At 67.4% G+C, this 14,566-nt stretch carries 14 protein-coding genes; 5 read left to right on the forward strand and 9 right to left on the reverse strand.

What is annotated here, in order from left to right:
* Window positions 1–89 precede the first annotated feature (89 nt).
* The gene (locus ACLJPD_RS07825) at window positions 90–1,226 is read left to right on the forward strand and encodes an epoxide hydrolase family protein (protein ID WP_410871150.1); all 1,137 of its coding nucleotides are present in this window, start codon (window positions 90–92) and stop codon (window positions 1,224–1,226) included.
* A 103-nt stretch (window positions 1,227–1,329) separates the two neighbouring features.
* On the opposite strand, the gene ACLJPD_RS07830 is transcribed toward ACLJPD_RS07825, so the two are convergent.
* Complete coding sequence (locus tag ACLJPD_RS07830; RefSeq protein ID WP_410871151.1) at window positions 1,330–2,472, reverse strand: GTP-binding protein; 1,143 nt, start codon at window positions 2,470–2,472, stop codon at window positions 1,330–1,332.
* Window positions 2,473–2,551: 79 nt separating this feature from the next.
* On the opposite strand from ACLJPD_RS07830, the gene thiD reads away from it, so the two are divergent.
* Window positions 2,552–3,400 (forward strand): bifunctional hydroxymethylpyrimidine kinase/phosphomethylpyrimidine kinase, encoded by an 849-nt coding sequence (gene thiD, locus ACLJPD_RS07835; protein WP_410871152.1) that lies wholly within the window; start codon window positions 2,552–2,554, stop codon window positions 3,398–3,400.
* 114 nt (window positions 3,401–3,514) lie between these two features.
* Here thiD and ACLJPD_RS07840 read toward each other — a convergent pair whose 3' ends face one another.
* Window positions 3,515–4,336 carry a TetR/AcrR family transcriptional regulator gene (locus ACLJPD_RS07840; protein ID WP_410871153.1) on the reverse strand — a complete coding sequence of 274 codons (822 nt, stop codon included), beginning with the start codon at window positions 4,334–4,336 and terminating at the stop codon, window positions 3,515–3,517.
* Window positions 4,337–4,390: 54 nt separating this feature from the next.
* On the opposite strand from ACLJPD_RS07840, the gene ACLJPD_RS07845 reads away from it, so the two are divergent.
* The 3 genes from ACLJPD_RS07845 to ACLJPD_RS07855 all read left to right on the forward strand — a co-directional run bounded on the left by ACLJPD_RS07845 (window position 4,391) and on the right by ACLJPD_RS07855 (window position 8,373).
* Window positions 4,391–5,017: a class I SAM-dependent methyltransferase gene (locus ACLJPD_RS07845; protein ID WP_410871154.1), complete on the forward strand. Its 627-nt coding sequence runs from the start codon at window positions 4,391–4,393 to the stop codon at window positions 5,015–5,017.
* Window positions 5,018–5,086: 69 nt separating this feature from the next.
* A complete protein-coding gene (locus tag ACLJPD_RS07850) occupies window positions 5,087–6,394 on the forward strand; it encodes a glycosyltransferase (protein WP_410871155.1) in 1,308 nt (435 codons plus the stop codon).
* Window positions 6,391–8,373: a glycosyltransferase family 39 protein gene (locus tag ACLJPD_RS07855; protein ID WP_410871156.1), complete on the forward strand. Its 1,983-nt coding sequence runs from the start codon at window positions 6,391–6,393 to the stop codon at window positions 8,371–8,373. Before ACLJPD_RS07850 ends, ACLJPD_RS07855 begins: the two co-directional genes overlap by 4 nt.
* A 17-nt stretch (window positions 8,374–8,390) precedes the next feature.
* On the opposite strand, the gene ACLJPD_RS07860 is transcribed toward ACLJPD_RS07855, so the two are convergent.
* The 7 genes from ACLJPD_RS07860 to ACLJPD_RS07890 form a co-directional block, all read right to left on the reverse strand.
* Window positions 8,391–9,170, reverse strand: coding sequence for an SDR family oxidoreductase (locus ACLJPD_RS07860; RefSeq protein WP_410871157.1), 780 nt, complete (start codon window positions 9,168–9,170; stop codon window positions 8,391–8,393).
* 74 nt (window positions 9,171–9,244) lie between these two features.
* Window positions 9,245–9,676 carry a PIN domain-containing protein gene (locus tag ACLJPD_RS07865; RefSeq protein WP_410871158.1) on the reverse strand — a complete coding sequence of 144 codons (432 nt, stop codon included), beginning with the start codon at window positions 9,674–9,676 and terminating at the stop codon, window positions 9,245–9,247.
* Window positions 9,667–9,873: a hypothetical protein gene (locus ACLJPD_RS07870; RefSeq protein ID WP_056814932.1), complete on the reverse strand. Its 207-nt coding sequence runs from the start codon at window positions 9,871–9,873 to the stop codon at window positions 9,667–9,669. Before ACLJPD_RS07870 ends, ACLJPD_RS07865 begins: the two co-directional genes overlap by 10 nt.
* Window positions 9,874–9,943: 70 nt before the next feature.
* Complete coding sequence (locus ACLJPD_RS07875; protein ID WP_410871159.1) at window positions 9,944–10,558, reverse strand: TetR/AcrR family transcriptional regulator; 615 nt, start codon at window positions 10,556–10,558, stop codon at window positions 9,944–9,946.
* 4 nt (window positions 10,559–10,562) lie between these two features.
* Window positions 10,563–11,345, reverse strand: coding sequence for an enoyl-CoA hydratase family protein (locus ACLJPD_RS07880; RefSeq protein WP_410871160.1), 783 nt, complete (start codon window positions 11,343–11,345; stop codon window positions 10,563–10,565).
* A gap of 62 nt (window positions 11,346–11,407) precedes the next feature.
* A complete protein-coding gene (locus ACLJPD_RS07885; RefSeq protein ID WP_410871161.1) occupies window positions 11,408–12,568 on the reverse strand; it encodes an acyl-CoA dehydrogenase family protein in 1,161 nt (386 codons plus the stop codon).
* Window positions 12,565–14,565 carry an acetyl/propionyl/methylcrotonyl-CoA carboxylase subunit alpha gene (locus tag ACLJPD_RS07890; protein WP_410871163.1) on the reverse strand — a complete coding sequence of 667 codons (2,001 nt, stop codon included), beginning with the start codon at window positions 14,563–14,565 and terminating at the stop codon, window positions 12,565–12,567. The genes ACLJPD_RS07885 and ACLJPD_RS07890 overlap by 4 nt, the downstream gene beginning before the upstream one ends.
* Between the last annotated feature and the right edge of the window lies 1 nt (window position 14,566).

Genomic DNA, 14,566 nt, shown 5'->3' on the forward strand with positions numbered 1-14,566 from the left:
GAATATCAGCCTACCACTTGAAACGGAATGCTCCGTTCTGCTACGTTTGGAACAGAACGAAACATTCCGTTTCACGAAGAGGAGCCGTCATGACCGCCATCACCCCCTTCACCATCGAAGTTCCGCAGGCCCGGCTCGACGATCTCGCCAACCGCCTGCGCAGCGCCCTCTACCCGGACGAGCTGCCCGGCGTGGGCGACGCCTACGGCGTTCCGGTCGGCCGCGTCCAGGAACTCGCCGAGTACTGGCTGGAGGAATTCGACTGGCGCGCACTGGAATCCGAGCTCAACGCCTACCCGCAGTTCACCACCGAGATCGACGGGGAGGACATCCACTTCCTGCACATCCGCTCTTCGCGTCCCGACGCGACGCCGGTGATCCTCACCCACGGCTGGCCCGGTTCGATCCTCGAATACCTCGACGTGATCACCCCGCTCACCGAGCCCGAATCGGCCGATCAACCCGCCTTCCACCTGGTCATCCCCTCGCTGCCCGGTTTCGGCTTCTCCGGCCCCACCCGCAGCACCGGCTGGAACCGCTACCGCACCGCCCGCGCCTGGGCCGAGCTGATGGCGCGCCTCGGCTACCAGCGCTACGGCGCCATCGGCAACGACGGCGGCTCGATGGTCTCCCCCGAGATCGGCCGGATCGCGCCCGAGAACGTGATCGGCGTGCACGTCACCCAGCTGTACTCGTTCCCCTCCGGCGACCCGGCCGAGTTCGAAGGCCTGTCGGAGGCGGATATGGCCGCGCTGCAGCACCTGCAGTGGTTCCACGAGAACAAGATGGCCTTCAACACCCTGCACAGCCAGCAGCCGCAGACCCTGGCCTACGCGCTGGCCGATTCCCCGGTGGGCCTGCTCGGCTGGAACGCGCAGCTGTTCGGCGAGTCACTCGACGCGCGGTTCGTGATCGCGAATGTGGCGCTGTACTGGCTCACCGGGACGGCCGGTTCGTCACTGCGCTTCTACTACGAGGACGCGCACGCGGGCGAGCAGCCGACCGAGCCCACCACCGTCCCGACCGGACTGGCCATGTTCGCCGGCGATTTCCAGTCGATCCGCCGGTTCGCAGAGCGCGATCACAGCAAGATCGTGAGCTGGAATTCCTACGGCACCGACACGGGCGCGGGTGGCGCGAACGACGCGGCCGGGCACTATGCCGCGCACGAGGCACCCGAGGTGCTGGTCGGCGACATCCGCGAATTCTTCGCCGGCCTCGCCTGATTCGCTCAGGTGCCGCGGCCCACGCTCCCCTCATCGGTGCGTGGGTCGCGGCCCTTTCGAATCATGCACCAGCGCAGAGTGATCCGTGCGCCAAAGATGCCAATCAGTGATGCTCGTGCAGCTCGGCCCAGGCCGGGAACGGATCGGGGTAGCCGGTCCACGTGCTCGCACCCGCCGCGAACTCCGCGTCCGTGAGCAGCGCGGCCTCGAGGTCGCGCCGGAGGGCGGGCGCGTCGAGGCGCACCCCGATGAACACGAGTTCTTGTCCCGCAGGCACTTCCAGCTCCGACCACCACGCGCCGGGTTCGAAGGTCAGATTCGGGCCTGCCTGCGACCAGATGGCCGCCAGCTCGGGACGGCTCGCGATCCAGCAGAAGCCCTTACTGCGCAACATTCCCCGCAGCCGCTCCAGCGCATCGGCGAGGCGTTGCGGATGGAACGGCCGGTCGGCGAGGAAGGTGCAGCTGCTGATCCCGTATTCCTCGGTTTCGGGGGTGTGTCCGCCCGCCAATTCCTCGGCCCAGCCATCGGATTCGGCCGCGACCACCGGGTTGTAGCGCCCCGTGGCGAGCACTTCGTTCAGATCGACGACACCCTTTTCGGTCCACAGCACGTGCGCTCGCGGGTTGAGCCTGCGCACGGTCGCCTCGACAGTGGCGGCGGCGTTCGCGCTGACCAGGTCGGTCTTGTTGATCAGTAGCACATCGGCGAACTCCACCTGGTCGACAAGCAGATCCGCGATCGAGCGCGAATCACCCTCGCCCGCTTCGAGATCGCGTTCCGCCAGCGCCTGTCCGCGGACCAGTTCGGCCAGGAAGGTCGAGGCGTCGACGACGGTGACCATGGTGTCGAGCCGGGCGATGTCGCCGAGGCGGAACCCGTCCTCGAACTCCCAATCGAAGGTGGCCGCCACCGGCATCGGTTCGGAGATGCCGGTCGACTCGATCACCAGTTGGTCGAAGCGGCCCTCGCGCGCCAAGCGGGCGACGGCTTCGATCAGGTCTTCGCGCAGCGTGCAGCAGATGCAGCCGTTGGTGAGCTCGACCAGCTTCTCCTCGGTGCGATCGAGGTGCCCCTGGCCCGCGACCAGCGCCGCGTCGATATTGACCTCGCTCATGTCGTTGACGATCACCGCGACCCGGCGGCCGTCGCGGTTGGCGAGGATGTGGTTGAGCAGCGTGGTCTTGCCCGCGCCGAGGAAGCCGGACAGGACGGTGACGGGCAGATGTGTCAGGGAATCGGTCACGAGAATTAATGATAATGGTTTTCATTTGCAACGTGCAGGTGGGGTCTCACGGCGGCATCAGCGGTCGTAGGGTTGGGGCGTGAAGATGTTGCCGCTGCCCCTCGATGGCCAGACCCCCGTTCGCGCGCTCACCATCGCGGGCACCGACTCCGGCGGCGGCGCGGGTATCCAGGCCGATTCGCGCACCATGGCACTGTGCGGGGTGCACGCGTGCGTTGCAGTCGCCGCCGTGACCGTGCAGAACACGGTGGGCGTCAGCGGTTTTCACGAGATACCGGCACAGGTCGTGGCCGATCAGGTGCGGGTGGTCGTGCGCGATATCGGCATCGGCGCTGCCAAGACCGGCATGCTCGCCTCCACCGCGATCATCGAGGCGGTCGCCGGGGTCAGTCGCGAGCTGGGCATCGGGCGCGACGGCACCATCCCACTGGTGGTCGATCCGGTCGCGGCCTCCATGCACGGCGACCCGCTGCTCCACGCGGAAGCACTCGAGGCCGTGCGCACCACGCTGATTCCGCTCGCCACCGTCGTCACCCCCAATCTCGACGAGGTGCGCCTGATCACCGGCATCGAGGTGGTCGACGACCCCACCGCACGCAAGGCCGCCGAGGCATTGCACGCACTGGGTGCGCAGTGGGCGATCGTGAAGGGCGGGCACCTTCGCACGTCGGAGTTCAGCACCGATCTGCTCTACGACGGCGACACCTTCCGCGAGTTCACCGCACCGCGCATCGCCACCGGCAACGATCACGGCGGCGGCGACACCCTGGCCGCGGCGATCGCCAGCGCACTCGCCAACGGCTACTCGGTGCCCGACGCGGTCGAGTTCGCCAAGGAATGGACCTACCGCTGCCTGGCCGCCTCCTACGACCTCGGCGCAGGTCACGGCCCCGTCTCACCACTCTGGAGACTCTCCACCAACGTGTAGCGTGGCGTCGCGAACTTGTCGGTGCCCGGGTTCATACTGAACCCATCGCACCCCCCGTCGACCCCAACGACGTGATCGACGAGAACAACGGAGTTCGTGCCGGGCGCGACGGATTCAGTCGAGACCGAAGGCTTCGTGCAGCGGTTTCGAGGGGTCGATGACGACACCGTTGAAGCGGGCATGCGCCTGCGCCAGCGCCGAGATGCTCTCGGCCAGATAATCGACGAAGCGCTCGACCGGCATCGCCGATACTTCGCGCTGATTCGCACCGAGCCACCAGTCCGTGGCCGAGGCGACCGCGCCGAAAATCGAATAGTTCACCAATTCGATCCCGGTCACGTCGATCGATTCCGTCGGCAACAGATCCGCGAAGAATTCCGCTGCGCGCCTTGCCGATTGACGGGCCGCGACCAGAGCGCGTTCGGTTTCCTTGGCCTGCTGGCTGAAATGGCTGTGCAGCATGAACCGGAAGATATTCGGGTGCGCCGACACCACCGCCACATATTCGGCGGCCGCGGTGTGGACGAGTTCGGCGATCGAATCGCCGGTGAGATTCACACTGGAGAGCACCCGCTCCCACAGCATGTCGCGCACGCGGTCGACGATCGCGTTGTAGAGGTCGGACTTGTCCTCGAAATGGCGATACAGCTTCGGTTTGGCCGCGCCGGCCTCCTTGGCGATATCGCCCATGCTCACCTCGGGCCCGAGCAGATCGAGTGCCCGGAAAGCCGCGTCGACGAATTCGATACGCACCTGCACGCGATGCTCGCGCCAGCGTTCGGTCCGCGCGTCGACACGACGACGTGGCACCTCGTTCGTCTTGGGGTAACCGCGCGTCACGGTAGTAATACTAAGGCGGGCCGTACCCGGAGTTACGCACCCCACCGAGAGCGGGAACACTTTTGCCGAAACAGCAAGCTTTCTGGCCAATATCATGGGTGCCGGTGCACTATCGAATGATCCTTTTACCCTGACTGACCAGGAGCATCGATGACCGACACCGTGGCGAACGCCGAAGAGTTCTGGGAAGATTTCTACCGCGAACGGACGCAGATCTGGACCGGCAACCCGAACCCACTGCTGGTGCGTGAGGTCTCCGAGCTGGCCCCGGGATCGGCCCTCGATCTGGGCTGCGGCGAGGGCGCCGACGCGATCTGGCTGGCGCAGCGCGGCTGGCAGGTCACCGCGGTCGACATCTCCGCGACGGCGATGGAGCGCGGTGCGCAGCGGGCCGCCGAAGTCGGCGTCACGATCGTGTGGGAACGCCACGACCTGCAGGCGAGCTTCCCGGCAGGCACCTTCGACCTGGTGTCCGCGCAGTTCCTGCACTCGCCGGTGGAGCGGCCGGACGAGCGGGCCGCGATTCTGCGCAGTGCCGCGGCCGCCGTCACGCCGGGTGGTGTGCTGGTGATCGGCGCGCACGCGGCCGCGCCGAGCTGGGCCGCCAGCGAGATGCACGCCCATGTGTTCCCGACCATCGAGCAGGTTCTCGAGCAGCTCGAGCTCGGGCCCGAGTGGCAGGTCGAGACCGCCGAATTGGTCCACACCCCCTCGACCAGCCCCGACGGCGTGCTCGGGCAGCGCGTCGACAGCGTGTTGCGCGTGCGTCGCGGCTGATCACGATCCCCAGCAACCTCCCAGCTCCGTCCCAGCTCGGTGGCAGCGCGGCCATCGAGTCTGGGAGTCATGACTCAGACCGAGGCCGAGCAGAAGGCCATGCGGAGCAGCCGCGCGCCGGTGCTCGACGTAGTGATACCCGTCTACAACGAGGAGGTCGATCTCGGCCTGTGCGTGCGTAGATTGCACGCCTATCTGCGGGCCGGATTCCCGTTCACGGCCCGCATCACCATCGCCGACAATGCCAGCACCGACGCCACGCTCGCGGTGGCGCGGCTGCTGGCGGCGGAACTCGACGGTGTGGCCGTGCTGCACCTGGACGCCAAGGGACGTGGGCGAGCATTGCGGGCGGCGTGGGAGAGCTCGGATGCGGCGGTGGTCGCGTACATGGACGTCGACCTGTCGACCGATCTGAACGCGCTGCTGCCGCTGATCGCGCCGCTGGTGTCCGGGCATTCCGATCTCGCGATCGGCACCAGGCTCGACGCGTCGGCCAGGGTGGTACGCGGCCCCAAGCGCGAGATCATCTCCCGCTGCTACAACCTGCTGTTGAAAACCACCCTCCGGGCCCGGTTCTCGGACGCGCAATGCGGATTCAAAGCCGTGCGCACCGATGTCGCTCGCGAGCTGCTGCCGCTGGTGCGCGACGGTGAATGGTTCTTCGACACCGAGCTGCTGGTGTTGGCCGAGCGGGCAGGACTGCGGATTCACGAGGTGCCCGTCGACTGGATCGACGATCCCGACAGCCGGGTCGACATCGTCGACACCGCGCGCAAGGATCTGCGCGGGATCTGGCGGTTGACCAGGGCACTGGCCACCGGCACCCTCCCGCTGGACCAGTTGCGGGCCGCCGTCGGGCGTGAGCCGCTCGTCGCCGGTGTTCCGCTCGGGATGGTCGGGCAGTTGGTGCGGTTCGCGATCGTCGGGGTGAGTTCGACGCTCGCCTACATCGGGTTGTATCTGCTGTTGCAACCGCTGGTCGGCGGCCAGGGCGCCAACCTGGTGTCGCTGCTGATCACCGCGGTGGGCAATACCGCGGCCAACCGGACCTTCACCTTCGGTGTGCGCGGACGCGACGACGCCTTCTCGCATCAGTTCCAGGGTTTGGCGATCTTCGCGTTCGGGCTGGCGATTACCAGCGGCTCGCTGTTCGCCCTGCATCGCTGGGCTCCCGACGCTCCCGTCGCGGTGGAACTCACCGTGCTGATCGGGGCGAATCTCGTTGCGACACTTGCCCGGTTCGTCGGTCTGCGCTGGGTGTTCCGGCACGCAGGCACCGACCGGGCCGCACCTGCCCTCGCGCATTCGACCGTCGGCGCCACCGCGAGTGGCTCGGATTCGGCACAGCGTCCGGGTGGACCGGGGGTCCGTCGATGACCACGACCATCACCCCCTCGTCACCCGTCGACATCGTCGACACCGCACCGACCCGAAAGCGCTGGGAACTACCGGCATTGGGCCTGCTGCTACTCGGCACCCTCATCGCCTACCTCATCAACCTGAGCGCCAACGGCTGGGCCAACGACTTCTATGCCGCTGCGGTACAGGCGGGTTCGCAATCCTGGGAGGCATTCTTCTTCGGGTCCTCCGATGCCGCGAACTCGATCACCGTGGACAAACCACCCGCTTCGCTGTGGGTGATGGAACTTTCGGTACGGCTGTTCGGGCTCAACAGCTGGAGCATGCTGGTACCGCAGGTCCTGCTCGGCGTGGCGAGTGTCGCGCTGTTGTGGGCGACGGTGCGCAGGTCGTTCGGGCCCGCGGCGGGGTTGATCGCGGGCACGGTGCTTGCGGTGACTCCGGTCGCGGTGCTGATGTTCCGGTTCAACAATCCGGAGGCGCTGCTCGTCCTGCTGATGATCGCGGCAACGTGGGCGATGACGCGGGCCGTCGCGGACGGGCGGTGGCGATGGCTGCTGCTCACCGGCGGGTTCATCGGATTCGGGTTCCTCGCCAAGCAGTTGCAGGTGCTGTTGGTAGTGCCGCCGTTGGCACTGATGTATCTGTTCGCCGGGCCCCCGAAGCTGGGAAAGCGGATCGCGCAGTTGTTCGCCGCCGGTGCGGGGATGGTTGTCGCGGCGGGCTGGTGGTTGCTGGCGGTGGAGCTGTGGCCGTCGGATTCCCGGCCGTGGATCGGTGGCTCGCAGAACAATTCGATCATCGAGCTCACCCTCGGATACAACGGACTCGGACGGTTGAACGGCAACGAGACCGGCAGTGTCGGGCCCGGCGGCGAGCTTCCCCCTGGCGGAAACGGAATGTGGGGAAGCACCGGCATCACCCGGATGTTCGAGTCGGCGCAGGGCGGTCAGATCGCCTGGTTGATTCCGGCCGCGCTGGTCGCGCTGGTGGTCGGCCTCGCGCTGCGCGGGCGCGCGCCACGTACCGATCGCCGTCGTGCCGCGCTGATCCTCTGGGGCGGTTGGCTTCTCGTCACCGGCCTCGTGTTCAGCTTCATGGCGGGGATCTTCCACCAGTACTACACGGTGGCGCTCGCGCCCGCTGTCGCGGCGCTGGTCGGGATCGGGGCCGTGCAGATGTGGGGTGCGCGTGATCGACTATGGGTGCGGTGCGCCGGCGCTGTCACTGTAGGACTCACCACGGCGACGGCATGGATGTTGTTGTCGCGCAGTGCTTCCTTCCAGCCCTGGTTGCGATGGGCGATCCTGGCCGTCGGCGTGATCGCCACGGTTGCCTTCGTCTTCCCGCTGGCGCGCAAGCAGTCGGTGATCGCCGCGCTCGCCGCCGCCTTCATCGGACTCGCCGGGCCGATCGCCTACTCCGTCGACACCCTCGCATCCGCGCACTCCGGCGCGATTCCATCCGCTGGACCGAGTGCCGGTGGGATGCGTGGAATGGGTGGACCCGGAATGCGTCCGGGCGGAGATGGCGGCAGGACCGGCACGGCGCCGGACGGTGCCGCGGCGCGGCCCGGTGCGGGCGCACAGGGTGGCATGGCGATGGGTGACCAGGGGATGGGCGGAGCCGGTGGGTTGCTCGGCGGATCACGGCCGAGCGATCAGATCGTCACCCTGCTCGAGGCGAACGGCACGGATTACACCTGGGTCGCGGCGGCGGTCGGTTCCAACAGCGCCGCCGGATATCAGCTCGCCACCGAACTGCCCGTGATGCCGATCGGCGGTTTCAACGGCAGCGACCCGTCCCCCACGCTCGAACAGTTCCAGCAGTACGTGGCCGACGGCGAGATCCACTACTTCGTCGCCGGTGGGCGCGGAGGTCCCGGCGGGAGCGGCGAGTCGACCAGCTCGGCGATCGCCGCCTGGGTGACGGCGAACTACACCGCGACCACGGTCGACGGCGTCACCCTCTACGACCTCACCCAACCGAAGTCGTAGCCGCCGGCCAATCCGGGTCACCGGTCTGCGAGCACGGTGGCGTTGATCCATTCGGCGAAGGTCGGGCCTGCCAGGACCGCGTGCGAGGAGGGGAGCAAGCTGCCGTTTTCGAACTGTTCCCGGTCCGGGTCGGCGGTGTCGGAGGTCTCGACGATCTGGAGGTCGGTGCCGCGTGCCGCGACGAGCGCAGCGGCGGCACCGGCCATGGTCTCGGGCTGCGGGCCCGCGATTTCCGCAAACGGGATGTCTTGTGCGGGAACCGGATTCAATGCCATGTCCACCAGCGCCTCGGCGACAGTTCGGGCCGCGACGAGTTGGGTGCGCATTCCAGCGACGTAGGCCACCGAGCCCTCGGTGCCCCAGCCGACCATCACCTCGACAAGCTCGTGGAACTGTGCGGCACGCAAAATCTGCACGGGCAGTGCACCTTTCAGCAACTCCTGCTCATGGGCGAGCTTGGCCGCGTTGTACCCGGCGAGCGACCCATCGATCCCGATGATCGACACCACGACGAGCCGCTCGACTCCCGCCCGCTCCCCCGCCGCATGCAGGTTGCGTGCGGAGGAGCTGAAGAACTCGGTCGCCACCTGCTGATCCGCCGAGGGCGTGCTGGATGCGTCGATCACAATGTCGACGCCGGTCAGCGCCTCGTCCAGCCCGGTGCCCGTCTCGATATCCACCCCGTCGGCCCGTGAGAAGGCCACGACTCGCTGCCCCCGCTCGACCAATACATCCACCACGTGCCGACCCAACCGCCCGGTCGCCCCAGCCACCGCGATCTTCTTCTGCACCACCATGAGCCACTCCTTCGTCGCTTCTTTCGCGTTCACAGAGTCGACGAAGTGGGCAACCGGAGTGTGACATCGGCTGGTCAGGACGTCTCGAGACTTCCCCGCGGTGCGACCCAGCGATGGTTGAGGTCGACTACGGACGCGACGGTTTCGAAATCGGCGTCGTAGTGGAACAGGACGAGACGATGTTCTACCGCGAGAACCGAGGCGAGGAGGTCGTGGATGCCGACCGCTCGGTGGCGGCCCGACCGTGCGAGTTCGCGCTGGATCGTGAAAGCGCTGGCCCAGTGTTCGTCATTTGTGGGCAGATACTCGTAGGCCGCCAGGCGCCGAAAGCGGATCTGCTCGTATTCAGCAGGGCTTCGGGCGCTGTAGAGCGCCTCGGAATCGAGCGGCGCGCACGTGGCGATCAATCCGGCCTCGAGCAGCGGCCCGAGAGCGGCCGCCACGTCCGGATGGCGCATTCGAGCCGCCGCGCTGGTGTCGAGGAGATAGCGCGCCGTTATCGCCATACGTCGTCGCGCCGATCCTTGTCTGCCATCTCGGCCATGCCGCCGTTGACCAACCACTCGACTTCACTGGCGCGCGCATGCGCCACCACTGCCGAGTTCAATGCCGCGCGAACGGTATCGGAGACACCAGCCGTCCCGAGCGCGTCTTGCGCGGACTCGAGTAGCTCGTCGTCGATCTCGATCAGTCGCTTGGTCATCGCACAATCCCTCGATATATATTCCCCCATGGCCGAACTATATACCCAGAAACGGCCAGGTCACAAGGGGTTAGTGGGACAGGTTGAGGGCGGTGTGGAGGGTGGCGGCCCATTGGTCGACGATGAGTTTGCGGCGGGCGGAGTCGTCGGTGAGGACGTCGGCGAGGCCGAGGCCGCGGGCCAGATCGAGGGTCGCCTGGACCAGGTGGTGGGCCACCGGGTCGGAGTCGTCTACGCCGAGCGCTTCGACGGCGCGGCGGTGGGAGGTGCGGCCGAAGCGGGCTTCGAGGGGCAGGATGCGTTCGCGCAGGGCCGGGTCGGCGGCAGCGTGGGTCCAAACCTGCAGCGCGGCCTTGAAGAACGGGGTGGTGTAGGACTCCACGAGCGCGGAAACGACTGCGCGCGTACGGCCTTCGCCCTGGGCAACCGCGTTCACCATCTCGGCTTCGGCCTTGGCCTTGTCCATCCGGAACTCGAACATGAACTCGAGCGCAGCGGTGATCAGGTCCTCGCGGGTGGGGAAATGGTGCTGGGCGGCGCCGCGCGACACACCGGCCCGCTCGGCGACCACCGACACGGTGGCGGCTGCCCAGCCGGTTTCGGCCAGGCAGTCGATGGTCGCCTCGAGCAGCCGCTGCCGGGTGGCCCGGCTGCGGTCCTGCTTGGGTTCGTGGGGTGTCGCCATCGGACTATTGTGCCCAGCTGGGCGGGCGCTTCTGGAAGAAGGCTGTCATACCCTCGATCACTTCGGGGGTGCCGAAGAAACTCGCCGACCGCTCGGCCAGCGCTTGCGCCTCAACGTCGAAGGTTGCCAGCAGGGCTGCGTTGACCAGTTTCTTGGACTCGGCCAGTCCCTGCGGTGAACCCTTGCGCAGCTCCCCGGACAGCCGTTTCACCTCGGCGGCGGCGTCCTCCGCGGCCACGGTGACCAGGCCGATCTCCTGCGCGGTCGCGGCGTCGAACTTCTCGCCGGTCAGGAAGTAGCGGCTCGCGGCCCGCTGGTCCAGCCGCGGCACCAGGGTGAGCGAGATCATGAACGGCGCCATCCCGATGCGCACCTCGGTGAGCGCGAAGCTGCTGCCCGGCCCCGCGACGACGAGATCGCAGGCCCCGATGATGCCCATGCCACCAGCGCGGACATTGCCCTCGATCTGCGCGATCACCGGCTTGGGCGAGGCGAGGATGCCGCGCAGCACGTCGATCATCACGCGGGTGCGCTCGTCGGCGGCCACCGCGGGATCGGCGGTACTCGCCTCCTTGAGGTCGGCGCCCGCACAGAAGGTGTCGCCGGTGTGGGCCAGGACGATGCCGCGCACCGCGGGATCGGTTGCCGCGGCGTCGAATCCGGCGAGCAACTCACGAACGAGCTTGGACGAGAGCGCGTTCCGGTTGTGCGGCGAGTCGAAGGTCAACGTGGCGAACCCGTCGACAACCTCGTAGCGGACGAACGGTGCTTCCGTCGCGTCACTCATCGGGACTCCTGTTCATCCGGTAGAGGGTGGTCGCCCCACCGTCGAGGCGACCACCGAATGTCCTAATACGAGCGCGGCAGGCCGAGCGAGTGCTGGGAGACGAAGTTGAGGATCATCTCGCGGCTCACCGGAGCGATGCGCATGATCCGCGCCGCCTGGAGCATGGCCGCCAGCCCGACCTCACGAGTCAGACCCGAACCACCGTGCGTCTGGATCGACTGATCGAGCGCCTTGATGCTGGCCTCGGCCGCCGCGTACTTGGCCATATTGGCGGCCTCGGCGGCACCGAACTCGTCGCCGGAGTCGTAGAGGGTCGCGGCCTTCTGCATCATCAGCTTGGCCAGTTCCAACTCGATCTTGATCTGCGCGAGTGGATGCGCAATGCCCTGGTGCGCCCCGATCGGGGTCTTCCAGACCGTGCGCTCCTTGGCGTATTCCACCGCGCGGTCGATGGCGTAGCGACCGAGGCCGATCGCCATGGCCGAGCCCATGATGCGCTCGGGGTTCAGCCCGGCGAACAGCTGCGCCAAGGCCGCGTCCTCGGAGCCGACCAGCGCGTCGGCGGGCAGGCGCACGTCGTCGAAGAACAGCGTGTACTGGTGGTCCGGCTCGATGACGTCCATCTCCTGGACGTTCTTCACCAGGCCGGGCGCGTCGACCGGCACGATGAACAGCGCGGGCTTGAGCTTGCCGGTCTTGTGGTCGGAGGTACGCGAGACCACCAGAATGGCCTCGGCCTGATCGACACCGGAGATGAAGATCTTGCGGCCGTTGAGGATCCAGTCGTCGCCGTCGCGGCGGGCCGTGGTGGTGATCTGGTGCGAGTTGGAGCCCGCGTCGGGCTCGGTGATCGCGAAGACCATCTTCGAGGTGCCGTCGGCGAGCTTGGGCAGCCAGTTCTGCTTCTGCGCGTCGGTGCCGTACTTGGTGATGATGGTGCCGCAGATGGCCGGGGACACGACCATCAGCAGCAGGCCAGCACCCTGCGCCGAGAGCTCTTCCTGCACCAGCGCCAGTTCGTACATGCCCGCGCCACCGCCGCCGTACTCCTCCGGCAGGTTCACGCCGAGGAAGCCGAGCTTGCCCGCCTCGTCCCACAGTTCGGTGAGCGGCTCGTTCTTGCGCGAGAGCGGCAGCACATAGTCGCGGTAGTTGTACTTCGACGCGAGCGACGCGACCGCCGCCCGCAGCGCGGTCTGCTCTTCGGTTTCGATGAAGCTCATGCCTGTACCTGCTCCTGCTCTTCTTCCTCGACGACGGCGAGGACGGTTCCGACCTCGACCTGCTGGCCGACGGTCACATTAAGTGCGCTGAGAATGCCGGTGGCGGGCGCGGCGATGGTGTGTTCCATCTTCATCGCCTCCAGCCACAGGATCGGCTGCCCCTGCTTGACGAGGTCACCTTCGGCGGCGCCGAGGCGGATCACGCTGCCTGGCATCGGCGCGAGCAGCGAACCGGCCGCGACTTGCTCGGACGGGTCGGTGAAGCGCGGCAGCCTGCGCACGGCCACCGGGCCGAGCGGGGAGTCGATCGCGACGAGGTCGCCGTAGCGGGCGATCTCGAACTGTCTACGCACCGAGCCACGTTCGCCGGGAACACCGAGGACGACGCGATCGGCGGCCACCGAGATCAGCTCGAGGCCTTCGTGGCCATCCACCGCGACACCGGTGCGGGTGAAGCGGTAGCGCACCTCGTGGATTCCGGTGGTGCGGCTCTCGTAGGACTTGGTCTGCGGCTGCGAAGCCAGGTTGCGCCAGCCACTCGGGGTGAGTCCGGCCAGGCGTGAGGTGGCTCGGTTCGCGGCCGAATCAGCAAGCGCCGCAGCCACGATCGACAGCTCCTCATCCGCCTCCGACACCAGCGGCGCCGAGAGCACGGCCAAATCGTGGGTGGTGAAGAAGGCCGTGTCGGTGTCACCGGCGAGGAACGCCGGGTGTCGCAGCACGCGCACGAGCAGATCGCGGTTGGTGACCAGGCCGTGGATCTTGGCGCGCTGCAACGCGGTCGCGAGCAGATGCGCCGCCTCCGCGCGGGTTTCGGCGTAGGAGATCACCTTGGCCAGCATCGGGTCGTAGTGCACGCCGACCACCGAGTCGTCGACGACGCCGGTGTCAAGGCGCACGCCGGGCTGATCGAGAACGGTGAATTCACCAGCGGTGAAGGGGATCTCGATCTTGTGCACCGGACCGCTCTGCGGCTGCCAGTCTTGCGCGGGATCCTCGGCGTAGAGGCGGACCTCGATCGAGTGACCCCGCAGGGCGGGCTGGGTCGCGGGCAGCGGCAGACCCGAGGCCACCTGCAACTGCAGGCGGACCAGGTCGAGCCCGGTTGTCTGCTCGGTGACCGGATGTTCCACCTGCAGACGGGTATTCATCTCCAGGAAGAAGAAGTCGCCCTTCTCGTCGGCCAGGAACTCGACGGTGCCCGCACCCTCGTACCCGATCGCCTCGGCAGCCAGCCGCGCCGCCTCGAACAGCCGCTCACGCATGCCGTCGATCTTCTCGACCAGCGGCGACGGGGCTTCCTCGACGACCTTCTGATGACGACGCTGGATCGAGCACTCACGCTCGCCCACCGCCCAGGTCTTGCCGAAAGTGTCCGACATGATCTGCACTTCGATGTGACGCCCGGTTTCCAGATAGCGCTCGCAGAACACCGTCGGATCACCGAAGGCCGACTCGGCCTCACGCTGGGCGGCGGCGATCTGATCCCGCAACTCGGCGAGATCGCGCACCACACGCATACCGCGACCACCACCACCGGCGGATGCCTTGATCAGCACGGGCAGGTGCGCGTCGGTGACCTCGGCCGGGTCCAGCTCGGCCAGGACCGGAACACCGGCGGCGTCCATCATCTTCTTGGACTCGACCTTGGAGCCCATCTGCTCGATCGCCGCGACCGGCGGGCCGATCCACACCAGACCCGCGTCGAGCACCGCCCGTGCGAATTCGGCGTTCTCGGACAGGAATCCGTAGCCCGGGTGGATCGCATCGGCACCGGCCGACAGTGCGGCTTCGATGATCAGCTCACCCCGCAGGTAGGTCTCGGCCGGCGTGTTCCCGGGCAGCAGGACGGCGGCGTCGGCCTCGGACACGTGCGGCGACGCGGCATCAGCATCGGAATAGACCGCGGTGGTACCGATACCCATCCGACGGCAAGTGGCGAACACGCGGCGCGCGATCTCACCACGGTTGGCAACGAGAACGTTAGTAATGGCCACA

The organism is Nocardia sp. A7, assembly GCF_046549215.1.
GTDB lineage: Bacteria > Actinomycetota > Actinomycetes > Mycobacteriales > Mycobacteriaceae > Nocardia.